Raw genomic sequence first — 22,591 nt, 5'->3', positions numbered from 1 at the left:
ACGTCTTACCCGAGGCACTTGCCGGAACCTCGTGCGTTGCCGGCGTGCGCTTGCCACGGCTGCATGGCGTGGCGCGCGCGTCACATGACGTCGCGCGCCGTTTTACGCCGCGCCGCTTCGGGCCGTCCCGCGCCGCCGGTAGTCGAACCAGAACGACAGGCCGACGCTCGCCAGAATCACGGCCGTCGCGATGACCGTCGAGCGCGTCACCGGCTCGCCGAGCAGCAGCGCGCCCAGCGCCACGGCGACGACAGGGTTCACATACATGCAGCTGCTCGCGATGATCGGGCTCGTATGGCGGATCAGAAAGCCGTACGCGACGTAGGCGGCCATCGTGCCGATCAGCATCAGATACACGAACGCCAGCACGGGCAGGAAGTGAATGTCCATCATCCGCTCGCCGGACAGCCACGCGACCATCGTCGACATCGCGCCGCCGAGGCCGATCTGCAGCGCGGTCGACAGAAAGAGATCGGACGGCAGCTTCAGGCGCGACGCGAGATGTGCGCCGCCCGCCCAGAAGAGCGCGCCGCACAGAATCGCGAGACTGCCGCCCGCCGAGCCCGCCGTCTGGTCGCCGTGACTGAGGATCGCGATGCCGACGAGCCCCAGCCCGACGGCGAACCATTCGACCCTCGCGATCTTGCGCCCCGCGATCGCCGCGATGACGGTCGCGAAGAGCGGCACGGTCGCGACCATCACGGCCGCCGTGCCGGTGCCGACGGTGCGCATCCCGTACGCGAGCATGCCGCTCGACAGCCCGACGAGCATCGTGCCGACGAGGCCCGCATTGCGGATTTCCGCGACGGGCGGCCAGACGGGCTTGCGCCGCATCGCGAAGATGAAGAGCCCAACGCCCGCGAAGAAGTTGCGCAGTCCCGACATCAGCAGCGGCGGGAACGAGCCGAGCGCAACGTGCACGGCCAGATAGGTCGAGCCCCAGACGATATAGACGACGCCGAGCGCGAGCGCAATCTGGCCACCGTGGGACTGAGGCAGGCGAAACGGAAAACGGTCGGGGAGATTCAGCGCCACGTTCAACCCGCCCATGCCGGTGATGGCGCCACAGCCCCGCAGAACAGCCACGAACAGGACGGCGGACGCCGCGTCAGCGACACGGCATGAAGGGCAAAGCGGGCGGGCATGGCAGTAGAACGGTAAGCGGCAGTCGAAAGCCGTCGATCGGCAATGGAAGCACCATTTCAATGGCGCGAATTGATGGCCTTCGTGATGCGGAATGCATCGGCAGCGGCCAACGGGCGCGAGCAGACGCGCCGCCGTGCATTATGCAGTATCCGGACGACCCTTCGGCAAGAGAATCGTAACTTTCGTTGCAAGCGAGACGAAACCGGTAATCGAAAGAACGCGAGTGCTTTGCGCGACGGTTTATTCCGCTTTGTCCACGTGCCGAAGGCCGATATGGAAACGACACGGGCGGCATCCGTCGCCGCCCGTGTGATGTCGAGCATGCCGCGATGCGCGCTCAGTCGTAGCTCACCACCACCGTCGCCGCGCTTTCACTCACTGCACCGCTCGCGATCGACAGCGTGCCGCCCGCCCGACTCATGCTGAATTGCGCGCCCGTCTGCGGCGCGTCGCGCTTTGCGTTGTCAATGAAACGCGTGGTCAACGTGCGCGGAGCCGTGACGCCCGATGCCGTGTTGACCAGCACGTAGACATGCGCTGTCGTCGACGTATGCGGCGCGGGCGTGAACTTCACATCGACCGTCGACGCACTCCTATTTGACGGCATATCAGTACGGAATCCTTGAGAATGTTCTGATACGGAAGTCGCGATACCGTACGACGGCGCAACGATCGCGCCTGTGAACGTGATGGTCCCGCCCGTGGAAAACTGCGCGGCAGCGGCCGCCAGCGGCGCGGCCAGCCCTGCCGCGACAACGCATACGCCGAGCAGATCGACTGCCAGCCTCGATGTTTTCATTGCACTCTCCGTTTGAATTGATTTTTGTTAGGCAGACTGATCAATTGCCCGCCGTGAACCAGTCTAACGGCTCGCTTCGGGCAATCTTGAATATGGGCGATGGAAATTTGCCCGGGGATGAGGTCTTTCCCGTATTTATGAGATTAGAGACTGATTCGATGCGTGCCGCGCACGCGTAGCATGAACCCGGCGAAAGCCGGGCGTGGCGCGGCTTTCAGCTGATCGAAAGCCTTGCGCTTTTGCACGCGTCGACAATTTTTGAGATGTGTTGCCAAACCCCGCCCCGCCAGGTTATCGTGTGCGCTGCTAACGCGGGGGTCCTGCGTTGTGCGTCGCCGGGGAGCAAAACGGGGGGCGTACGGCGTGGGTGAGAAATACCCTTTGAACCTGATCTGGATAATGCCAGCGCAGGGAAGCGTTCGGGCTCGCCGCTTCACCTGATGTATCACCCTCCTCGCGCGAACCCGGCCAACTTCCCCTCCATCTCGTTCTCCTGCGTAGCTGTGTTGCCCCACGTTGAGACAGGAGAGATGCATGAACGCCAACCCGAAATTCATTTCCGCGAACGCGCACGTCGACGAGGCCGCCGTTGCGCCGCTGCCGAACTCGCGCAAGGTCTACGTGACCGGCTCGCAACCCGATATCCGCGTGCCGATGCGTGAGATCACGCAGTCGGACACGCCGACGGGCTTCGGCGGCGAAAAGAATCCGCCCATCTACGTGTACGACACGTCGGGCCCGTACACCGACCCGGACGCGAAGATCGACATCCGCGCGGGCCTGCCCGCGCTGCGCCAGCGCTGGATCGAAGCGCGCGGCGACACGGAATCGCTGAAAGGCCTGTCGAGCGAATACGGCCGCGAGCGCGCCGCCGATCCCGCGACCGCGCAACTTCGCTTTCCCGGCCTGCATCGCACGCCGCGCCGCGCTATCGCTGGCAAGAACGTGTCGCAGATGCACTACGCGAAGCAGGGCATCATCACGCCGGAAATGGAATACATCGCGATCCGCGAAAACCAGCGCCGCGCCGAGTATCTGGAAAGCCTGAAGGCGAGCGGCCCGAACGGCGCGAAGCTCGCGCAGATGATGGGCCGCCAGCATCCCGGCCAGGCGTTCGGGGCCGCCGCATTCGGCGCGAACGCGCTGAAGGAGATCACGCCGGAATTCGTGCGCGAAGAAATCGCGCGTGGCCGCGCGATCATCCCCGCGAACATCAATCACCCGGAAAGCGAGCCGATGATCATCGGCCGCAACTTCCTCGTGAAGGTCAACGCGAATATCGGCAACTCGGCCGTGACGTCGTCGATCGGCGAGGAAGTCGACAAGATGACCTGGGCGATCCGCTGGGGCGGCGACACGGTGATGGACCTGTCGACGGGCAAGCACATCCACGAGACGCGCGAATGGATCATCCGCAATTCGCCCGTCCCGATCGGCACGGTGCCCATCTATCAGGCGCTCGAAAAGGTCAACGGCAAGGCCGAGGACCTTACGTGGGAAATCTTCCGCGACACGCTGATCGAGCAGGCCGAACAGGGCGTCGACTACTTCACGATCCATGCGGGCGTGCGTCTGCAGTACGTGCCGCTCACCGCGAACCGGATGACGGGCATCGTGTCGCGCGGCGGCTCGATCATGGCGAAGTGGTGTCTCGCGCATCACAAGGAGAGCTTCCTGTACGAGCACTTCGAAGACATCTGCGAAATCATGAAGGCGTACGACGTGAGCTTCTCGCTCGGCGACGGCCTGCGTCCCGGCTCGATCTACGATGCGAACGACGAAGCGCAGCTCGGCGAACTGAAGACGCTCGGCGAGCTGACGCAGATCGCGTGGAAGCATGACGTGCAGACGATGATCGAAGGCCCGGGCCACGTCCCGATGCAGTTGATCAAGGAGAACATGGACCTGCAGCTGGACTGGTGCGACGAAGCGCCGTTCTACACGCTCGGGCCGCTGACGACGGACATCGCGCCGGGCTACGACCACATCACGTCGGGCATCGGCGCGGCGATGATCGGCTGGTTCGGCACGGCGATGCTCTGCTACGTGACGCCGAAGGAACACCTCGGCCTGCCGAACAAGGACGACGTGAAGACGGGCATCATCACGTACAAGCTCGCCGCGCACGCCGCCGATCTGGCGAAGGGCCATCCGGGCGCGCAGGTGCGCGACAACGCGCTGTCGAAGGCGCGCTTCGAGTTCCGCTGGGAAGACCAGTTCAACCTCGGCCTCGATCCCGACAAGGCACGCGAATTCCACGACGAGACCTTGCCGAAGGACTCGGCGAAGGTCGCTCACTTCTGCTCGATGTGCGGCCCGCACTTCTGCTCGATGAAGATCACGCAGGACGTGCGCGACTACGCGGCGAAGGAAGGCATGAGCGACAGCGACGCGCTGAAGAAAGGCATGGAAGTGAAGGCCGTCGAGTTCATGAAGAGCGGCGCGGAGATCTATCAGCGGCAGTAGCCGCGCGCTGCCTTCAGCGCAGCAGCTGTGGGGCGCCGCGTCGCGGCGCTTCCCGGAGAGCAAAGCCCGCCTCGTCGACGGCGGGCTTTTTTTCGTCCGTTCTTATCGCGCGCTGCTGCGCCGCCTGTTCTTCATACGGGCGCGGCGGCGTAGGGAAGTTCCATGCGTCAAGGGGCCACCAGCGAGGGAAAACATTTGGGGAAACATTTGATTACGAAACGGACACTTTGCTGACAAGCCCATACAAACAGAAACGGCACGCGGCGATACCATCGAATCCAACGAATCAACTGGGCGGGAGCGCAACTTGCGTGTCCCGTCGATAGAAGAGAAGGAGTCGCAATCATGAGAACGTTCCATCGAATCGGTGCACTGGCCACGCTGGTAGCCGTGGTGGCGAGTCTTTCCGCATGCGACGGCATGACCCGGCGACAACGCGATACCGCGATCGGCGCGGGCGTGGGCGGCGCAGCAGGCGCGGTGATCGGCGGCAACGCGCTGTCGACGCTGGGTGGCGCGGCCGTCGGCGGCGTGATCGGCAACCAGGTCGGCAAATAAGCCGCACGCGCTCGGCAGGACTGTATCGAACCTGAGCGTTTAGCTGGCGTGCCATCGCGATCGGTTGGCCCCAGCGAAGCGTGATCCGGAATACGACAAATCGCCATCGAAGGCGATGCGGGCAAACGGCCTCGAACCCACGCATCTGCTTTACGCGTGACGCTCGAAAGCCGAAGGGAGATGGACAGAGTCCGGCGCGCACGTACGCGCCGGACATGTCCTGCAACACGCTCGCGGTGAAATACGCCGTTACCACTTTGTGACGTGCAGCATGTAGCCCTGACGTAAGCTCAATAGATAAAGCGCGCGCCGCCTGTGATGCCGCGCAATAACGAGGAGCACGTCATGAAACCGCTCGATGCAACGTTGCGTGTCGGCAGCGCCGTTGCAGTGCTGGCGTTGTCCGGGGCGCTGTCCGGCTGTTACTACTACGCACCGTACGGCTACTACCCGGGCTACGGGTATTACCCCGCGTATCCCCCCTATTCCACTGTTCCGACGGCAGCCACGCTGTCCGACATCCCCGTTTCCCCTGGCGACGCATCGCAGGCGCCGGCACCGGCGCAGTTCGCGATGCCCGACGGCTCGTTGCCCGACGCGCCGCCGCCCGCCTATGACGTCGCGCCGGCTTCCGTCTATGGCGCGCCTGCGTACTATCCGATCGCGTATCCGTATGCGTATCCGTATGCCTATCCGTACCCCTACCCGTACTACGGATACGGCTACGGCTGGCCGGGCTATTGGTGGCCGTCGGTGTCGCTCAGCTTCGCGTACTGGGGAGGATGTTGCGGCCACGGTCATTACGGCTACTGGGGGCATCACGGCTATTGGGGCGGTCATGGATACTGGGGCGGCAGTCACGGCGGCTGGGGCGGCGGCCATGGGTCCTGGGGCGGCATGCGCGCTGGCTGGGGCGGTGGCGGCGGCCACTATTGGGGCGGCGGTGGCGGACACGGCCGTTCGCACTGAGCGGCGCGCGCCGTCCCGCGCGCCGATGGCGGTTTGCGCAGCGCCGAAAGCACAGCAGACCGCGCCGCAGATACGCCGCAGGGCCCGCTACGAAGCAGCACCCACATCTATTCCCGCGATGCGTTCCTTCGTTTTCCCTGCTTGACTGGATTCGCCAGCGCTATCTATGCTGGCGGGAGCCAGTGCAACGCCTGTTTAATTGCGTGATCCGGCGCCCCGCGCGTTTTTTCGTCGACACCCAGCGCCCGTCGCCGTCTTCATCCGTCCAGCCCTGCCGCTTCGCCGCGTAGGCGCAGTCTTCGCGTCGAATCGAACAACAACGAAGGAGACGTGATGTTCCATCAGCTATTGACCCCCATCGGCAACTCGCTGCTGCCGTCGTTTCTCATCGCGGTGCTACCCATCGTCGTCGTGCTTGCGCTGCTCGGCTGGGCACGGCGGCCGGCGTGGCAGGCGTCGCTGGCGGGCCTGATCGTCGGCATCGTGATCGCGATCTTCGGCTGGCAATTCCCCGTCGGGCTCGCGTTCAACTCGGTCGCGGCGGGCGTCGTATTCGCCTGCTGGCCCGTGATGTGGATCGTCTTCACCGCGATCCTGCTCTACAACATCGCGCAGTATTCGGGACGCTTCGCCGCCTTCCGCATGTGGATGATCGACAATCTGCCGAACGACCGGCGGATCGTGCTCGTGGTGATCGGCTTTTCGTTCGGCGCGCTGTTCGAAGGCATCTCGGGCTTCGGCACGCCGATCGCGATCACGAGTTCGCTCCTGATCCTGCTCGGCTTCCCGACGCTCGAAGCGCTGACCTTCACGCTGATCTTCAACACGGCGCCCGTCGCGTTCGGCGCGCTCGGCGTGCCGATCACCGTGCTCGGCGCCGTCACGCACCTGCCCACCGATGCGCTCGCCAAGATGGTCGGCCGCCAGTTGCCGTTCTTCGCGCTGCTGCTGCCGTTCTACGTGATCGGCGTGTATGCGGGCTTTCGCAACATGCTGCGCGTGTGGCCGGTGCTGCTCGTGTCGGGCGGCAGCTTCGCGCTGACGCAGTTCGTCACGTCGAACTACATCAACTACAGCCTGACGGACGTGCTGTCGTCGCTCGTTTCGCTGATTCTCACGATCGTATTCCTGCGTGTCTGGCGTCCCGCCGCGGACCCGGCCTTCGCGATCAACGTCGATCGCGTGAACGAGACGCGCGGCAAGGTCTCGGGCGCGGAAGGCTGGTATCCGTGGCTGATCGTGTCGGCTGTCGTGATCATCTGGACGATCGCGAAGATCTTCATGATCGGCGACGTGAAGGTGTCGTGGCCGGGCCTCGACAAGGCCGTCTACATCACGCTGTACAACACGCCCTATGGCGCGATCTGGGACTTCCAGCCGCTCGCGACGGGCACCGCGATTCTCGTCGCGGCCATCATCACGGCCGTGGTCGTGCGGCTGTCGGTGGCCGACTTCGGACGCGCGATCGTCGATACGTGGGTGCAGACGCGCATCGCCATTCTGACCGTCGCAACGATCGTCGGCCTCGCGTACCTGATGAACTACTCGGGGATGAACTACACGCTCGGTCTGGGCGTCGCGTCGGTGGGCGCGTTCTTCCCGCTGGTGTCGGCGTTCCTCGGCTGGGTGGCCGTGTTCCTGTCGGGCAGCGATACGTCGGGTAACGCGCTGTTCGGTAACCTGCAAGTCGTGGCCGCGCATCAGTTGAACCTGAACCCCGTGCTGATGGCCGCGACCAACTCGTCGGGCGGCGTGATGGGCAAGATGATCTCGCCGCAGAACATCTCGACGGGCGTCGCGACGACCGACCTCAAAGGCAAGGAAGGCTACGTGTTCGCGAAGACCTTCAAGCATTCGATCCTGCTCACGATCGTGCTCGGCATTCTCGTGTGGCTGCAGCAGAACGTGCTGCAAGTGATGATTCCGCATTGAGCTAGCCAGGGGCTTCGGCCACTGGAAACGGGAGCGGGCGCCGTATGCACGGCGCCCGCTTTGTTTTGCCGCGTTTTGTTTGCCTCTCTTTGTTCACCTCATAGTCCGCTTCCCGTCCGCCCGGTTGCCGATTCTTGCTATTTCATTCCATCGTGAAACGACAGGTTCATGGCCGGTGTTAGCATGCGTACGCATCGCGACTCAACTGCGCGCGACACCCTCACGATGAATCCAGTCAACGTCTTCCAGCTTCTGATTCTCGCCGCGCTATGGGGCGCGTCGTTTCTGTTCATCCGCGTCGGCGTGACCGACTTCGGCGTTGCGCCGCTGATGGCGCTGCGTGTCGGCATCGGCGCGCTGTTCCTGCTGATCGTGCTGGCCGCGCGGCGCCCGCTGCGCGAATCCGCCGCGACCTTGCGCACGCGCGCGCTGCCGCTGCTGGTCGTCGGCATTCTGAATTCGGCCGCGCCGTTCTGCCTGTTCGCCTATGCGGAGATCACGCTGTCGGCGGGCGTCACGTCGGTGATCAACGCGACGACGCCGCTGTGGGGCGCGCTCGTCGCCTTCGTGTGGCTCAAGGACCGGCTGAGCGCGCTGCGCAGCGTGGGCCTCGTGATCGGCTTCGCGGGCGTGCTGACGCTCGTGTGGGATCAGATCGCCGCACCAAGCGGATCGAACGTATCGCCGACGACGACGGCTCTCGCCGCGGCTGCCGCGCTCGGCGCGACGCTGCTTTACGGCATCGCCGCCAGCTACACGAAAAAGCACCTGATGGGCGTCGATGCGCTCACCGTCGCAACGGGCACGATGATCGGCGCGACCATCGTGCTGCTGCCGCTCGCGCTGGCCTCCTGGCCGGCAGCCGCGCCGTCGCTCAAGGCGTGGGGCTCGGTGATCGCGCTGGGCGTCGCGTGCACGGGCATCGCGTACATGCTGTTCTTCCATCTGATCGCCGTCGCCGGCCCCGCTCGCGCGATCACCGTCACGTTCGTCATCCCGATCTTCGGCATTCTGTGGGGCGCGCTGTTCCTCGGCGAACGCGTCTCGGTCGGCATGCTCGAAGGCTGCGCGGTGATCCTGATCGGGACTGCGCTCGCCACGGGCGTGGTCAAACGCATTCCGGGCTTCCGCGGGCGCAGCGTCAGCGAACGCTGCTGATTCGTCGTCGCGACATGAAGCGACAGCAGGAAAAATAACCCGCGCTCCAACCGTGGAGCGCGGGCGAAACCGTCGCCCTACGAGGATAGGCGACGGGGCCACCGGGACGGGCGCTTTCAGCGACCCGTCGTTATCCAGCGAGATCCCACTCATCGAGCGTTTGCGCGAGCGGCGCTTCCGCAACTCGCACGAACGCATCCCGCAAACGCAGACAGCATGAGGCTTCGCGGCAAAGTTTCATGCGGACGCGGCTGTTAAAAGCAGCTAGTGTGCCAGGCGCTTACATGGCGTCGTGCGCCGCGCAAGCCGTTGATCTGACGACAGAAATGACGAAAGACGGGGTTTCGCGCGGGGCGCCGATGCGCGGCGTTACGGAGTAACGTCACGTTACGTAGGGGCTTGCGGAGACTCACCCGGCGTGACGATGCTGCTTCAGCCGGAAACGGTCGCCCGATATGAACCCGACGACAACAAAAAAGCCCGCATGACGGCGAGCGTCACGCGGGCTTGATGCGAGACCGCGCGAAAAGCGCGACCGTGTTCCGTGCTCAGTGCAACTGATCGACCATCAGCGACATGATCTGCTTCGCTTGCGACGATGCGTCGATGTTGCCCTTGTCGTCAACGACTGCGATACGCGTCTGATTCGGCGTCACCTCGCGCACGTTCACGCGATATTGCTTGGCGACCTTCTCCTTGCGGCCGTGGAACACCTGGCTCCAGAAGCCCTGTTCCTCCGACGACAAATCCTTCGGATCGACGTAGCGGACAAAGTACAGGCCACGCGCACGGTCGCGGTCGTCGACGGTGAAGTTGCTGCGATCGAGCGCGAGGCCGACGCGCAGCCATGCGCGGTCGTACGGCTCGCCGAGCGTCAGTTCGGTCGACGAAGCCTGCGCCGACGTGTCACCCGACGAAGCATCCGGCACCGGCGTCTGCGCGGACAGCGAGACGTTTTGCGCAGCCGTCGCGGCAGCCGCCGACTTCGCGCCATTCGTCGCGGCATTCGGCGCGAGTTGCGAACTGGCGGGCGGCGTAGCCGGCGCAGCCGGAGAACCGGCCACGCGCGCACCCGAATCGGTCTGCGCGAGCGACGCCATCAGACGTTTCAGGTATTCGGTTTCGAGCGCCGGATCGTTCGGCTTCGGCTCCCACTTGCTGGTGTCGTTGTTCGCGCCGCTCAGCGCCTCACGCAGGCCCTTCTGGCTGACGAACACATACGTGCCGCCGTTCGGCGCCGCTTCGAGACGCGTGCGGTATTTGTTGCGCTCCGCCGTCACGTACGAATTGCCCATCGCCTTCGACAGCGTGCTGCGGATGAAACCATCGTTGATGGACGGATGCGTCTCGTTCCAGTCCGTCTCCATCACGCCCTTGTCGCGCTGGTCGACGACGAGCAGGAAGCCCTGCTCCTGCCAGAAGCGGCGGATTTGCGGCCACGCCTGATCCGGCGTCTTGTTGTCGAGCACGAGCCAGCTTTCGGTGCCGTCGCGCTGGATGTGCATGCCGCTGACGACAGGCGCGACAGCCGTGGTGGACGGCGCATCCGTTTGCACCTGCTGCAACGTGGACAGCGACGTCTGACCGCTTTGCGGCGGCAGCGAACGCTGGTCTGCCGTTTCTTCCGTCATGTTCGGCGGAACAGCGAGGGACGCTTCCTTCGATTTCGAGTCGCTCTTGTAGTCGATTTTGGTCGGCGACGACGTGCCGCAGCCTGCGACCAGACCGCCTGCCATCAGCAATGCTGCGAACCGCTTGGTGAGACGAAGATCTGTCATGTTCTGGAAATCCTTCCGCTACGCCACGGCAAGTCCGTGGTAACCCATCATTTTACCGGTCCGGCGTCGCGAAGTGCAAAAAGCGGGGTTTGCCTCGCGTGGATGCGCTTTCGGCCGTGTTTCCGCCCATGCGCTGCCGACATGCCGTCGAGGTTCGAAATGCCGAGCCTGGGCATCACTGCCCGCAACGCAAAAGCCGCCCGCATCATCTCATAATCACTTGAAAAGGCGGCGCGCCAAAGCCCATTTCACGCCGAAATTTAACATTCCGCGACAATTTTCAGCGCAATCGGGACTGCTTCAGACGCCGAGCTATGCCTTTGATTTCTTTGGTCTAAACGTGTATCGATCGCGCCCTTTCGCCCGCTACGGGTATCCGACCCTTTTGTGTGCGTGAATCGCGCCTCTAAACCCCGGTGATATCTTGAAATAACGATCTCAATAATGTCCGAGGGACTTCGGGGAGCAAAACCATGACGCGTATCGAAAACCATCGGACGACGATCTTTGCCGCATTCACCGTTCTGGCGGCAGGCGTCAGTGCATTGCTCGCCGGCCCAGCACATGCGGAACTCGGCGGCACGATATCCGCACCGCGAGCGGACGATGGCTCGACGCAACGCGTGTTGCCAGGCAGTGCGGTCCAGATACGCTCGACCGTCGACGCTAGTGGCACGACCATCAACGAGTACGCGACCAGCGACGGTCTGATCTTCGCGTACGCATGGCAAGGCCCCACGATGCCCGATCTCACGCGGATGCTCGGACGGTATGCGGCCCCCTACCGCGCGAAAGCGGCCGCGCAACTGAGCGAATTCAGTCACCTTCATGCTTCGCGCGTCGAGCAACCGGAAGTCATCGTCGAGTCGGGTGGGCAGATGCGCAGCTACGTCGGCCGCGCCTGGCTGCCGGCCGCAGTTCCATCTGGCATTTCGCTTGCTGATCTGCGCTGACAGGACACGTAATGACAAAGAAACGGCTTCTCGCGCTTGGCTTCGCCGTGGGGGTACTCGTCGCATTGCCCGGTTGCGGCGGCGGTGGCGGGAATTCAGGCAGTTCGGACACGGCGGGCAATTCGTCTCCGACGATCCCCGCTTCGCCAGGCAGCGGCGCCAGCAGCCCGCCGACGGCCAGTGCCCCCATCCCGGCCAGTGCGCCCGTCGCAACCATTCCTCAATCGACGATACCCAATGTCCAGCCGATCGTCGTCACGTCGACTCCCACGCAAACACGCAACATGCTCACGACGAGCGTGACGGTGTGCGCGCCGGGCACGTCGAACTGCGTGACGATCGACAACGTGCAAGTCGATACGGGTTCACAGGGGCTGCGCGTACTCGCATCGCAATTGCCCGCGACGCTCGCGTTGCCCATCGTGCCAGCCACCGCGCCTTCCGGTACGCCAAATGGCATCAGTGGAGAATGCGGCGTGTTCGGCACCGGCTACACATGGGGCACCGTACGTACCGCAGATGTCCGAATGGCAGGCCAGCTCGCGCCGAGCCTGTCGATCCAGGTGATCGCCGATCCGTCCGTGCCGACCGCCCCGTCCGACTGTGCGGCCTCCGGCCTGCCGATGATGACGCCCACGGCGCTGCGCGTGAACGGCATTCTCGGCGTTGGCCTGTTCTCCGCCGATTGCGGCGGCGGCTGCATCGCGGCTGCCCTGCCGCGCTGGTACTACGCATGCGACACGACAGGCTCGTGCGTGCCGAGCACGCAGCCGCTCGACCAGCAAGTGACCAACCCGATCAGCCGGTTCGCGCTCGACAACAACGGCATCGTGATCGACCTGCCGACGGTCGGTCCTGGCGGTGCGGCGACTGTCTACGGATCGATGATCTTTGGCATCGGCACACAGGCCAACAACATGCTCGGCAGCGCAACCGTGCTGAAGGCCAATACCACCACGGGCTATGTGACCACCTCCCTGAACGGACAACCGTACTCGCAAAGCTTTATCGATAGTGGTTCGAACGGCCTGTTTTTCCCCAGCACGACGCTTGCGCGCTGCGGTGCCTGGTGGTGCCCCGCGTCGACGCAATCGCTGTCGGCGACACTGACGGGCGTCAATGGCTCAACGGCGTCGCCGGATTTTTCCATCGCCAACGCGCAAACGCTGTTTGCCACCAACAACTACGCATTCAACAACCTGGGCGGCCCGTCGAGCGCATTCGATTGGGGACTCCCGTTCTTCTTCGGACGACGCATCTACACCGCGATCGAGTCGCGCTTGACCTCGGCAGGCAACGGACCGTACTACGCGTTTTGAGCAAGCGACGGGTTGCGTACCAGACTCTGGACCGCTCGCCTCTATCGCCGACGCAAGCGCTGCTGGAACGGAACCACGGCATGGCCCCGTTTGGGACCATGGCGGGACCACAGCGCCTGCGCCAGTCATACGCAAGCCGGATCAGTCGCCGAGCACGATGCCAATGCCGGCACGCACGATTGTGCTGTTACTACCCGACGACGCGACGCCCGCATTGAAGTTGATCGTCCCCTTCTCATTCCAGCGCGACACGCCTAGACCGAGCGCCGCCTGCCCTCGATAGCCAGCGATACCAGCATTGAGTGTCGTACGCCCCGGCAGGTACGGCGTGACGATCTGCAACGCCGACGCGGCGGCGATCCCCTTCCGGGTGCTCGTGTCGAGATCGTGAAGCGACTGATGGGTCTGATCGATCGCAGCGTTCAACTGGTTCAGGTTAACCGCGTCCGTGCCGCGAGTGCCTGGCGCGACATTGACGATCTGCCGCTCACCGCCTGCCTGGCCCACAGACACAGCGTTCGCGCGATCCGCGATCGAACCGGCGCCCAATGCAACCGCGCCATTGGCGACGGCCTGGCTGCCTGCGCCGAATGCCGAAGCATTCGCGCCGTTCGCGACAGCTTGCGAGCCCACAGCCGTCGCCGTCAGGCCGCTCGCTTGTGCATTGGCGCCGAGCGCGGTGGCCTGATCGCCGTTTGCGACCGCGCTCGCGCCCACGGCAGTCGCATGTGTGCCCGTCGCAGCCGCTGCTTCCATGCTGGCGTCGCCATTCACGCTCACGAAGGGATTCGCTGCACCTTGCGTCTGCGCGTTGACGATCTGATTCACGGCATCGTTCAACTGACCGAGATTGACCGCATCGCTGGCCAGAACGCCGTTGCCCAGATTGTGAAGGACCGTGCCGCCGGCCACGCCCTGGCCCAAAGTCACGCTCGCATAGTCCACTTGATCGCCCACATGGTCGTACACGACGGCGCTCGTTGCGCGGCCGTTTCCGTCGACCAGCCCCGCCTGCTTCAACTGGGCGACGTTGACGGCATCCGTATCGGCCGTGCCCGCCGCAACATGCGTAATCTGCCGTTCACCGCCCGTCGTCCCAATCGATACCGAATTGGCCCGATCTGCGACCGCATTTGCGCCGAGCGCGACCGAGTTCTCAAATGCGGCCTGTGCGCCACCGCCGATCGCCACTGAATTGGCGCCCGTCGCCAGCGAATCGGCGAGCGTCGAATTCGCATGGAAATAGCGCGGCTCGACACCGTTGTTCATTACGTTGCCGAGCGCGACGTTGAGATCGTTGATTGCGCTCGTATTGCTGGCAACGCGACTATCGATATTGCCAAGCGCATCGCCGACATTGCGAAACACGCTGTCACCGACACGATACGACGGCGCGACGACTGTTCCGTCTGCTGCAACCGCTGCGTCGCCGCCCAACGCGGACGCCACGCTCGCGCTTAAAGCATGCAACTGGCTCCCGTTGATCGCGTCGTGGCTGCTTGCATCGACGATACCGTTTGCCACGTTGCCGAGCCTGACGGACGCACTCGCTGCTGCACCACCCAAAGTGACGGCGTCATGGGCCGCCGAGTCATACGTGACCGCGTCCGGCACACCAGCCGATACGGCAGCCCGCAGTTGGCTGACGTTGACGGCATCGGTATCGGCCGTGCCCGCCGCGACGTTGACGATCTGCCGCTGCAGCGTCGCATTGCCTACGGAGACGACGTTCGCGCGATCGGCTTTTGAATTCGCGCCCAACGCCACGGCACCGCTTGCGACGACCGAACTGTTCGAGCCCAGTGCCAACCCGTCGGCGGCTGCGTCACCCGCCAGCGCATTCACGCCGATCGCCGTCGAACGCTGACCGCGCGCCATCGACATCGAACCGAACGCGAGTGAATCAGCGCCGTCCGCGGCCGACATGTAGCCGATCGAAACGGCCCTATCCGCGTCGAAACCCGTCGATGCGCTATAGCCAATCACCGTCGTGTCGAGGCCCAACGCCGCAACGCGCGAACCGATGGCCGTCGAGCCAGCGCGAGCCGCGCCTGCGCCAGCCCCCACGGCAAGCGCATAGTCTCCCGACGCGTTCGCCGACGGGCCAATAGCCATTGCATTCAGGTTGTTCGACACCGTGGTCGGAGCACCCGTCATTACGTTGTCGCTGACGGCGATGTAATCGGTGACGGGCGTCGCGCGCGCCGCTGGCAACCACGCGATCGCCCCTAACACCGCGACGGTCATGCCCGCGCGCCCGCAGCGATCGAAGCAGCCCAAGCGCCCACCTGCAACATAAGGAGCGACGCGGTGGCCAATCAGGCTAATGCGGGCCCGCCCACCAACCGACAACGAAGAAACCGGCTTGCGTTCATCACGCACTAAGCTTTGCACATTGCTCATCTAGAACCTTGATACGGATAATCTCCCCAAAATGCAGCATCGAACGATTTGCTCTTGCCTCCATCACTTTGGATACCGAATCAATATGGATAAGGTATTCGACGAACGACGGAACCGACATTCCGCAAGATGCCTCCTACGTACCGCCACTTCTTCGATGTCGGTTACGACGGGTAAATCCTACGGAGACGGGGAATTCCTCAATACAAGAAAACTCCCAAAGTCGGATTTCTTCGATCTTCGCAGGCGACGCCGCTCAACATGCCGCGCATGAGCATGCGCAACGCATCGAGCAGATCGAAGGCGAACAAAGGGAACGCGTGCGACGCTAGCGCGCCACGCAAACGACACTGAACGGAAAGAAAAGGAAATGCAGGCGACAAGCCCGCAAAGGCGAGGCTAGGAGCCGCCGCCCGCGAGCACCCTTTCGAGCGCCATCGAACGCGCCGCCTCCTCGGCCTCTTCAGCGGTATCGAACACGCTGCCCGACACGTGGACCTGATGCCATTCGGGTTTGTCAGCCGCGTCGCGGAAGATACGGAAACGCGCGCAGTAGCCGCGCGGCGTGACGGGCACCACGTCGATATCGACGGATGCGCCCTCTATCTGATGTCTGACGAAGCCGTCCATGCTGCCCTCCTGAACCCTGCATAACGTGCCCGCATTACGCAGAAATCCTAGCATGTCGGCCTGGATGTGGCAGGTGCGCCGCAGCATGCCGCGCCGCTCGCGTCACTCGTCCGTTTGCTCTCCGGCTTCGGCGGGCGTGCCCGTCTTCGCGAGGCGCGCGGGCGCGAGCCAGCGGAATGCGCTCAGGCCGTTGGCGTCGTAAGTGCATTCGACGGCCGCGGGCACCACGGTCTTGCGCGGCTTGGTCTTTGCGATCGCGGCCGCGACGGGCGCGAGCAGCCCGGCTTCGTTGATGTTCGTATCCGGCGGCCTGGCGGCGGCCGCTTCCGACGCCGTCTGCGGATGCTCGAGCGTGCCTTCCACGACGACGCGGCTGCCATGGATGCCCGTGCCCGTGTGAACGATCTTCAACGTATCGGCGGCCGAAAGCTCGCTCGCCGATTGCCGCATCATCTGCTCGCATGCGCTCGTGTTTTTGTACACGGACGCGCATCCCGCGAACAAAGCGGCGGCAACCGTGCAGCATGCGATCAGCGGAGTGCGTGTCTTCATCGATGTTCCGTGGTTCAAGGCGACGGCCATTGTAGCGTAGCCGCCGGATGCCGGCGTGAAGCTCGCCCGAAGCACGGGCCTCGCGAAACGACAAGGGCGCCCGCAGGCGCCCTCGCTGTCATTCACGAACCGGCGATCAGTCTTCCCAGCCATCCGGCAGCGTCTGCGTGAGCGTCGACACGAAGCTCGCGGTTTCCGGCTGCTTCGGCCGCGTGAAGATGTCGCGCGAATGACCCTGCTCGACGATCGACCCGTTGCTCAGAAACACGACATTGCGCGCAATCGATGCGGCGAGCCGCAGATCGTGCGTGGCCATCAGCATCGTCATGCCTTCTTTCGCGAGCTGGCGCAGCACTTCGACCACTTCGGCGGCGAGGCCCGGATCGAGCGCGGAAGTCGGCTCGTCGCACAGCAGCACTTCCGGCGACGGCGCGAGCGCCCGCGCGATCGCCACGCGCTGCTGCTGGCCGCCCGACAGCGTGACGGGCCACGCATCGGCCTTGTGCGCAATGCCGACCTTTTCCAGCAGTTCGAGCGCCCGCGCGCGCGCCCTTTCGCGGTCCCACTTCTGCACCGTGATGAGCCCTTCCATCACATTCTCGATCACCGTGCGATGCGGGAACAGCTGGAAGTTCTGGAACACCATCCCCGTGCGGCGGCGAATCGCGAGCACCGCTTCCTTCGACGGCTTTTCCGTGCGGCTGAACGGGATGCGCTGATCGCCGAGCTCGAGCGAACCGGCTTCGGGAATTTCGAGCAGGTTCACGCAGCGCAGCAGCGTGCTCTTGCCGCTGCCCGACGGGCCGATCAGCGCCGTCACGTTGCCCTGTTCGAGCGCGAGATCGACGCTGTTCAGCACGCGATGATCGCCGAAATACTTTTCGATTTTTTCGAGGCGAATCATGGTTCAGCTACCCGACGTGAAAAGCGCGTGGCGTCCGAAGCGGCGTTCGAGGCGCACCTGCGCGGAGGACAGCACCGAGCTGAACACGAGATAGATCAGCGCAGCTTCCGTATAGAGAATCAGCGGCTCGTACGTCACCGATGCGATGCGCTGCGCGGCCTGGAAAATCTCCGGCACGGTCAGCACGGCAGCGAGCGACGTGTCCTTGACGAGCGCGATGAACGAGTTCGACAGCGGCGGCAACGCGACACGCGCCGCCTGAGGCAGGATCGCGCGGCGCAGCGCCTGCGCGCGCGTCATGCCCATCGAGTACGCGGCTTCCCACTGCCCTTTCGGGATCGACTCGATCACGCCGCGAATCACTTCCGAGTTATATGCGCCGACGTTCAGCGAGAAACCGATGATCGCGGCCGTCAACGGATCGAGCACGATGCCGACGTTCGGCAGGCCATAGAAGATCACGAACAGCTGAACGAGCAGCGGCGAGCCGCGAAACAGCCACACGTAGAAGCGCACGACGGCCACCGACCACGGCGGCCCGAACAGCCGCAGCAGCGCCACGATGAACGCCAGCGCGAGTCCGATCGCAAACGACACGAGCGTCAACGGCACGGTGAACACGAGGCCCGCGTACAGCAGCGGCCACAGCGACTCCCCCATCAGGTGCAACCATGCAGGCATGATTCAGGCTCGCCCTTCTTGCTTATTGCGAAACGTCTTTGCCGAAGTACTTGTTCGAGATCTTCTCGTACGTACCGTCGGCCTTGATATCGGCGAGCGCCTTGTTGATCGCGGCCTGCAGCTCCGGATTGCCCTTGCGGATCAGCACGGCCGACTTGTCCGAGCTATCCGACGACGTGTCGATCGCGGCGATCTTCACCTTCGCATCCGGCTTGTGCTTCTTGAAGTCGAGGAACGACAGCGAGTCGTTGACCGTCGCATCGACGCGGCCCGACGTCAGCAGGTCGATCGATTCGTTGAAGCCCTGTACGGGGACCACTTCAGCGCCGTGCGCGGCGGCGATCTTGCCGAAGTTGCTGGTCAGCGTATTGGCCGACTTCTTGCCCTTCAGGTCGTCAAAAGTCTTGATCGCGCTGTTGTCCGCACGCACGATCAGCGCCGCGTGCGACGTGATGTACGGCGTCGAGAAGTCGTACTTCTGCTTGCGCGCATCGGTGACGGCCACTTCGTTGATCACGGCGTCGTAGCGGTTCGCGTCGAGACCGGCGATCAGGCCGTCCCACTTGCCTTCGACGAACACCGGCTTCACGCCCAGCTTCTGCGCGATTGCGCGGCCGATTTCGACGTCGAAGCCGGTCAGCTGGTTCGACGCGTCGTGGAACGTGAACGGCGCATAGGTGCCTTCCGTGCCGAACTTGATCTCGCCGGCGGACTTGATCTTTGAGAGGTCGTCTGCGGCGAACGCGGCCGTGGCCGTCGCGACTTGCAGCAGGCCGATCAGCAGGAGGGATCGAATCGACTTCATGATGTGTGCTCCGTGGTTCGTTTTATCCGGTTGTGCGTGCGTCCGCCGGAACACCCGTCCGGCAGCGTGGGCGGACTGTAGCAAACGGTCTTTATTTCCACAACGCATTTGAAGGCTTATATATATGCCGCGGCGGAATAAACTAGACCGAAACAGAGGGGTTGGCAATGCGCAAGTATACGGACGCGCGCGAATCCTTGTGGTGCATGGGGCAATGGCGTGCAGTTCGTCGCTTCGCTTTGTCGTCGCGTTGTCATTGCTTCGCGATGGCTTCGGCGCCCGTTCGCCGCTCCCTTTCCTGCTCCTTGCCCGCGCGCCGTGGCGCGTTGAAAGCCGCTCCCGCAGCGAGGCCGGAAGCATACCCGAAAATAGCAGCGGCCGCTCCTGCCCTGCGAGGCGAAGCGGCCGTTCGTGTCGCGCAGCCAGGTTCAGACTGGACGAGTCGATGGACAGACGCGGTTCAGCGTTCGACGGGATGCGGCTCCTTCAGCTTGTTGGCGATCCGCACCGCGTCGTAGTACGCCGCGTTGGGCGGGCGCTTCAGATACTGGCCCGCGCCGCGCTGCGCGCGCAGATCGCCGTCGGCCCATGCATGCGCGCCGCGCGTGAACGTGTGCATCGCGACGCCCTGCACCGTCATCCCTTCGAACACGTTGAAGTCGACCTTCTGATGATGCGTCTTCACCGAAATCGTCTTCGTCGCGGCGGGGTCCCAGATGACGAGGTCGGCATCCGCGCCGACCTCCACCGCGCCTTTGCGCGGATACAGGTTGAAGATCTGCGCGGCGTTCGTCGACGTGATGCGCACGAACTCGTTCGGCGTAATGCGCCCGCGGTTCACGCCCTCGTGCCACAGCACCGACATCCGGTCCTCGACGCCGCCGCAGCCGTTCGGAATCTTCGTGAAGTCCTCGCGGCCCATCGCCTTCTGCGACGCGCAGAACACGCAATGGTCGGTGGCCGTCGTATGCAGCTGGCCCGACTGCAGGCCGCGCCACAACGCCTCGCGATGCTCGCTCGTGCGAAACGGCGGGCTCATCACATGCGCGGCGGCCCGCGTCCAGTCGCGGTCGCGATACACGGATTCGTCGATCACGAGATGCCCGGGCAACACTTCGCCGAACACGCGCTGCCCTTCGTTGCGCGCGCGCGAAATCGCTTCGACAGCCTCTTTCGCGGACACATGCACGATATACACGGGCACGCCGAGCACCTGCGCAATGCGGATCGCGCGATTCGCGGCCTCGCCTTCCACTTCGGGCGGACGCGATAGCGGATGCGCCTCCGGTCCCTTGAATCCCTTCGCGAGCAGTTGCTTCTGCAACTGGAACACGAGTTCGCCGTTTTCCGCGTGCACAGTCGGCAGCGCGCCGAGTTCGAGCGAACGCGAGAAGCTGTTCACGAGCACTTCGTCGTCGGCCATGATCGCGTTCTTGTAGGCCATGAAGTGCTTGAAGCTCGACACGCCGTGCTCGTGCACGAGCGTGCCCATGTCGCGATGCACCGACTCGTCCCACCACGTGACGGCCACGTGAAAGCCGTAATCCGCCGATGCCTTTTCGGCCCAGCCACGCCATTCCTTGAACGCATCCATGAGCGGCTGCTTCGGGCTCGGAATCACGAAGTCGATGATGCTCGTCGTGCCGCCCGACAGCCCCGCCGCCGTGCCCGTATAGAAGTCGTCGCTCGCCGTCGTGCCCATGAAGGGCAGTTCCATGTGCGTGTGCGGATCGATGCCGCCGGGCATCACGTACTGATCGTGCGCATCGACGATCTTCGCGCCCTCGGGCGGATCGATCGTGCGGTCGATCTGCAGGATCGTGCCGCCGTCCTGCGGGTCCGCGATCAACACGTCGGCTCTGTGCGTGCGGTCGGCGTCGATCACGGTGCCGCCGCGAATCAGGGTTGTCATCGGTTGCCTCCTCCGTTAAATCGCGTGTTCATGCATTCGCCATGCTCGCTCCAGGACTGCCGCGCAGCTTCATCCACGTGCCGTACACGATCGACGCGAGTGCGAGCCCCACGAACCATGCATACGTGTAGAGCGTATTGAGGAACCCGGGCACGTTGGGGAACGACGCGGGAAACGCCGTGTGCAGAAAGCCGGGCAGATTCGGCAGCACGCCGATCGCGAGCGCGACGACGGCGGCCATGTTCCAGCCGCCCGTGTAGCTGTATTCGCCGTTTTCGTCGAACAGCTCGCGCTGATCGAGCCGCGTGCCGCGAATCAGGAAGTAATCGACCATCAGGATGCCCGCAACGGGTCCGAGCAATGCGGAGTAACCGACGAGCCACGTGAAGATGTAGCCCTGAGTGGTCGCGAGAATTTTCCACGGCATCATCACGATCGCGATGGTCGCTGTAATCAGGCCGCCCGTACGATACGAAATGCCCTTCGGCCACAGGCTCGAAAAGTCATACGCGGGCCCGACGAGATTCGCGGCGAGGTTGCAGCACATCGTATCGAGCGTGAGGATGATGAGCGCGATGCCGACGCCGATGCCCGTCATGCGGCTCGTCAGGTCGATCGGGTCCCAGATCGCCTTGCCGTAGATCACGACCGTCGCCGACGTGACGACGACCGAGATCACGGACAGCAACGCCATTGGCACAGGCAGGCCGATCGACTGCCCGACGATCTGGTCGCGCTGCGTTTTCGCGAAGCGCGTGAAGTCCGGGATATTCAGCGCGAGCGTCGCCCAGAAGCCGACCATCGCCGTGAGGCCCGGCCAGAACGTGACCCAGAAGAGCCCTTCTTTCTTGCCGCCCGGCGCGAACTGCGAAGGCGCAGACAGCATCGAGCCGACGCCGCCCGCCTTCGACGTCGCCCACGACACGAGCGCGATGCACATCACGACCTTGATCGGCGCGGACCAGCTTTCGAGCCAGCGGATCGAATCGGTGCCGTGCACGATGAAGTAGATCTGCAAGGCCCAGAACGCGAGAAAGCACGCGAGCTGCGCGACCGAGATGTCGAGAAACGGCAGCGCCGCGCCGTGCAGCGCGTTGCCCGTCAGAATGTTGAGCAGCGTGTAGATCGCGCTGCCGCCGAGCCACGTCTGGATGCCGTACCAGCCGCACGCGACGATCGCGCGCAGCATCGCCGGCAGCTTCGCGCCCTGCGTGCCGAACGACGAGCGCACGAGCACCGCATACGGAATGCCGTGCTTCGCGCCCGCGTGTCCGATCAGGAGCATCGGCACCAGCACGATCACGTTGCCGAGCAGGACCGTCAGCACCGCTTGCCACGGCGACATGCCCTCTTCCGTCAAGCCGGCCGCGAGCATGTACGACGCGATGTTCATCACCATGCCAACCCACAGCGCCGCGAAGTGATACCACTTCCATGTGCGCTGCGCGGGGCCCGTCGGCGCGAGGTCGTCGTTATAGAGACTGCTGCCGTGCGCGCCGGCCGCGTGCGCCGCGTCGGCGGATTGCGCTGTCTGCTTCATCGATGGATCTCCACTTGATCGCTCGTTGACTGCTCATTGACTTCGAAAGCCCGCGCGTTCTCCGATGTGATTCGCTGAAACGCATC

General features: G+C 64.0%; 18 protein-coding genes. 7 read left to right on the top strand and 11 right to left on the bottom strand.

What is annotated here, in order from left to right:
• Positions 1-102 precede the first annotated feature (102 nt).
• Together BN2476_RS18210 and BN2476_RS18205 are read right to left on the bottom strand one after the other, a co-directional pair.
• A complete protein-coding gene (locus tag BN2476_RS18210; RefSeq protein ID WP_173819638.1) occupies positions 103-1,050 on the bottom strand; it encodes an EamA family transporter in 948 nt (315 codons plus the stop codon).
• 433 nt (positions 1,051-1,483) lie between these two features.
• Positions 1,484-1,945 carry a hypothetical protein gene (locus BN2476_RS18205; protein WP_087735563.1) on the bottom strand — a complete coding sequence of 154 codons (462 nt, stop codon included), beginning with the start codon at positions 1,943-1,945 and terminating at the stop codon, positions 1,484-1,486.
• Between the two features lie 534 nt (positions 1,946-2,479).
• On the opposite strand from BN2476_RS18205, the gene thiC reads away from it, so the two are divergent.
• From thiC to BN2476_RS18180, 5 genes are all read left to right on the top strand, one after another.
• Entirely contained in the window at positions 2,480-4,411 is a 1,932-nt protein-coding gene (thiC, locus tag BN2476_RS18200; RefSeq protein WP_087735562.1) for a phosphomethylpyrimidine synthase ThiC, read from the top strand.
• Between the two features lie 345 nt (positions 4,412-4,756).
• On the top strand, positions 4,757-4,969 hold the full coding sequence (locus tag BN2476_RS18195; RefSeq protein WP_087735561.1) for a YMGG-like glycine zipper-containing protein: 213 nt from the start codon (positions 4,757-4,759) through the stop codon (positions 4,967-4,969).
• Between the two features lie 345 nt (positions 4,970-5,314).
• The gene (locus tag BN2476_RS18190) at positions 5,315-5,938 is read left to right on the top strand and encodes a hypothetical protein (RefSeq protein WP_087735590.1); all 624 of its coding nucleotides are present in this window, start codon (positions 5,315-5,317) and stop codon (positions 5,936-5,938) included.
• A 333-nt stretch (positions 5,939-6,271) separates the two neighbouring features.
• Positions 6,272-7,870, top strand: coding sequence for an L-lactate permease (locus BN2476_RS18185; RefSeq protein ID WP_087735560.1), 1,599 nt, complete (start codon positions 6,272-6,274; stop codon positions 7,868-7,870).
• A gap of 183 nt (positions 7,871-8,053) precedes the next feature.
• Positions 8,054-9,028: a DMT family transporter gene (locus tag BN2476_RS18180; protein WP_087735559.1), complete on the top strand. Its 975-nt coding sequence runs from the start codon at positions 8,054-8,056 to the stop codon at positions 9,026-9,028.
• Between the two features lie 548 nt (positions 9,029-9,576).
• Here BN2476_RS18180 and bamC read toward each other — a convergent pair.
• A complete protein-coding gene (gene bamC / locus BN2476_RS18175; RefSeq protein WP_087735558.1) occupies positions 9,577-10,806 on the bottom strand; it encodes an NlpB/DapX family lipoprotein in 1,230 nt (409 codons plus the stop codon).
• A gap of 473 nt (positions 10,807-11,279) precedes the next feature.
• On the opposite strand from bamC, the gene BN2476_RS18170 reads away from it, so the two are divergent.
• Both BN2476_RS18170 and BN2476_RS18165 read left to right on the top strand, forming a co-directional pair.
• On the top strand, positions 11,280-11,759 hold the full coding sequence (locus BN2476_RS18170; protein WP_087735557.1) for a DUF2844 domain-containing protein: 480 nt from the start codon (positions 11,280-11,282) through the stop codon (positions 11,757-11,759).
• Between the two features lie 11 nt (positions 11,760-11,770).
• The gene (locus BN2476_RS18165) at positions 11,771-13,078 is read left to right on the top strand and encodes a DUF3443 domain-containing protein (protein WP_087735556.1); all 1,308 of its coding nucleotides are present in this window, start codon (positions 11,771-11,773) and stop codon (positions 13,076-13,078) included.
• Between the two features lie 141 nt (positions 13,079-13,219).
• Here BN2476_RS18165 and BN2476_RS18160 read toward each other — a convergent pair whose 3' ends face one another.
• The 8 genes from BN2476_RS18160 to BN2476_RS18125 all read right to left on the bottom strand — a co-directional run bounded on the left by BN2476_RS18160 (position 13,220) and on the right by BN2476_RS18125 (position 22,505).
• Positions 13,220-15,325, bottom strand: a complete 2,106-nt coding sequence (locus BN2476_RS18160; protein WP_087735555.1) for a YadA family autotransporter adhesin — start codon at positions 15,323-15,325, stop codon at positions 13,220-13,222.
• A gap of 555 nt (positions 15,326-15,880) precedes the next feature.
• Positions 15,881-16,111: a hypothetical protein gene (locus tag BN2476_RS18155; RefSeq protein WP_087735554.1), complete on the bottom strand. Its 231-nt coding sequence runs from the start codon at positions 16,109-16,111 to the stop codon at positions 15,881-15,883.
• A gap of 102 nt (positions 16,112-16,213) precedes the next feature.
• A complete protein-coding gene (locus BN2476_RS18150) occupies positions 16,214-16,663 on the bottom strand; it encodes a hypothetical protein (RefSeq protein WP_087735589.1) in 450 nt (149 codons plus the stop codon).
• A 136-nt stretch (positions 16,664-16,799) separates the two neighbouring features.
• Positions 16,800-17,567 carry an amino acid ABC transporter ATP-binding protein gene (locus tag BN2476_RS18145; RefSeq protein WP_087735553.1) on the bottom strand — a complete coding sequence of 256 codons (768 nt, stop codon included), beginning with the start codon at positions 17,565-17,567 and terminating at the stop codon, positions 16,800-16,802.
• Positions 17,568-17,570: 3 nt separating this feature from the next.
• Positions 17,571-18,248: an amino acid ABC transporter permease gene (locus BN2476_RS18140; protein WP_087735552.1), complete on the bottom strand. Its 678-nt coding sequence runs from the start codon at positions 18,246-18,248 to the stop codon at positions 17,571-17,573.
• A 22-nt stretch (positions 18,249-18,270) separates the two neighbouring features.
• A complete protein-coding gene (locus BN2476_RS18135) occupies positions 18,271-19,053 on the bottom strand; it encodes an amino acid ABC transporter substrate-binding protein (RefSeq protein WP_162497881.1) in 783 nt (260 codons plus the stop codon).
• A gap of 460 nt (positions 19,054-19,513) precedes the next feature.
• Positions 19,514-20,965 carry a dihydropyrimidinase gene (gene hydA / locus BN2476_RS18130; RefSeq protein WP_087735551.1) on the bottom strand — a complete coding sequence of 484 codons (1,452 nt, stop codon included), beginning with the start codon at positions 20,963-20,965 and terminating at the stop codon, positions 19,514-19,516.
• A 28-nt stretch (positions 20,966-20,993) separates the two neighbouring features.
• A complete protein-coding gene (locus BN2476_RS18125; RefSeq protein WP_087735550.1) occupies positions 20,994-22,505 on the bottom strand; it encodes an NCS1 family nucleobase:cation symporter-1 in 1,512 nt (503 codons plus the stop codon).
• Positions 22,506-22,591: the final 86 nt, after the last annotated feature.

The organism is Paraburkholderia piptadeniae (genome assembly GCF_900007165.1).
GTDB lineage: Bacteria > Pseudomonadota > Gammaproteobacteria > Burkholderiales > Burkholderiaceae > Paraburkholderia > Paraburkholderia piptadeniae.
The sequence above is the reverse complement of the archived record's forward strand: the minus strand, read 5'-3'. Positions and strand labels throughout refer to the sequence as shown.

Coding starts and splice junctions, on each gene's coding strand:
- thiC (WP_087735562.1), top strand. CDS start 2,480: ATGAACGCCAACCCGAAATTCATTTCCGCGAACGCGCACGTCGACGAG.
- BN2476_RS18145 (WP_087735553.1), bottom strand. CDS start 17,567: ATGATTCGCCTCGAAAAAATCGAAAAGTATTTCGGCGATCATCGCGTG.
- BN2476_RS18195 (WP_087735561.1), top strand. CDS start 4,757: ATGAGAACGTTCCATCGAATCGGTGCACTGGCCACGCTGGTAGCCGTG.
- BN2476_RS18170 (WP_087735557.1), top strand. CDS start 11,280: ATGACGCGTATCGAAAACCATCGGACGACGATCTTTGCCGCATTCACC.
- BN2476_RS18165 (WP_087735556.1), top strand. CDS start 11,771: ATGACAAAGAAACGGCTTCTCGCGCTTGGCTTCGCCGTGGGGGTACTC.
- BN2476_RS18135 (WP_162497881.1), bottom strand. CDS start 19,053: ATGAAGTCGATTCGATCCCTCCTGCTGATCGGCCTGCTGCAAGTCGCG.
- BN2476_RS18140 (WP_087735552.1), bottom strand. CDS start 18,248: ATGCCTGCATGGTTGCACCTGATGGGGGAGTCGCTGTGGCCGCTGCTG.
- bamC (WP_087735558.1), bottom strand. CDS start 10,806: ATGACAGATCTTCGTCTCACCAAGCGGTTCGCAGCATTGCTGATGGCA.
- BN2476_RS18160 (WP_087735555.1), bottom strand. CDS start 15,325: ATGACCGTCGCGGTGTTAGGGGCGATCGCGTGGTTGCCAGCGGCGCGC.
- BN2476_RS18190 (WP_087735590.1), top strand. CDS start 5,315: ATGAAACCGCTCGATGCAACGTTGCGTGTCGGCAGCGCCGTTGCAGTG.
- BN2476_RS18180 (WP_087735559.1), top strand. CDS start 8,054: ATGCGTACGCATCGCGACTCAACTGCGCGCGACACCCTCACGATGAAT.
- BN2476_RS18150 (WP_087735589.1), bottom strand. CDS start 16,663: ATGAAGACACGCACTCCGCTGATCGCATGCTGCACGGTTGCCGCCGCT.
- BN2476_RS18185 (WP_087735560.1), top strand. CDS start 6,272: ATGTTCCATCAGCTATTGACCCCCATCGGCAACTCGCTGCTGCCGTCG.
- hydA (WP_087735551.1), bottom strand. CDS start 20,965: ATGACAACCCTGATTCGCGGCGGCACCGTGATCGACGCCGACCGCACG.
- BN2476_RS18155 (WP_087735554.1), bottom strand. CDS start 16,111: ATGGACGGCTTCGTCAGACATCAGATAGAGGGCGCATCCGTCGATATC.
- BN2476_RS18210 (WP_173819638.1), bottom strand. CDS start 1,050: ATGGGCGGGTTGAACGTGGCGCTGAATCTCCCCGACCGTTTTCCGTTT.
- BN2476_RS18205 (WP_087735563.1), bottom strand. CDS start 1,945: ATGAAAACATCGAGGCTGGCAGTCGATCTGCTCGGCGTATGCGTTGTC.
- BN2476_RS18125 (WP_087735550.1), bottom strand. CDS start 22,505: ATGAAGCAGACAGCGCAATCCGCCGACGCGGCGCACGCGGCCGGCGCG.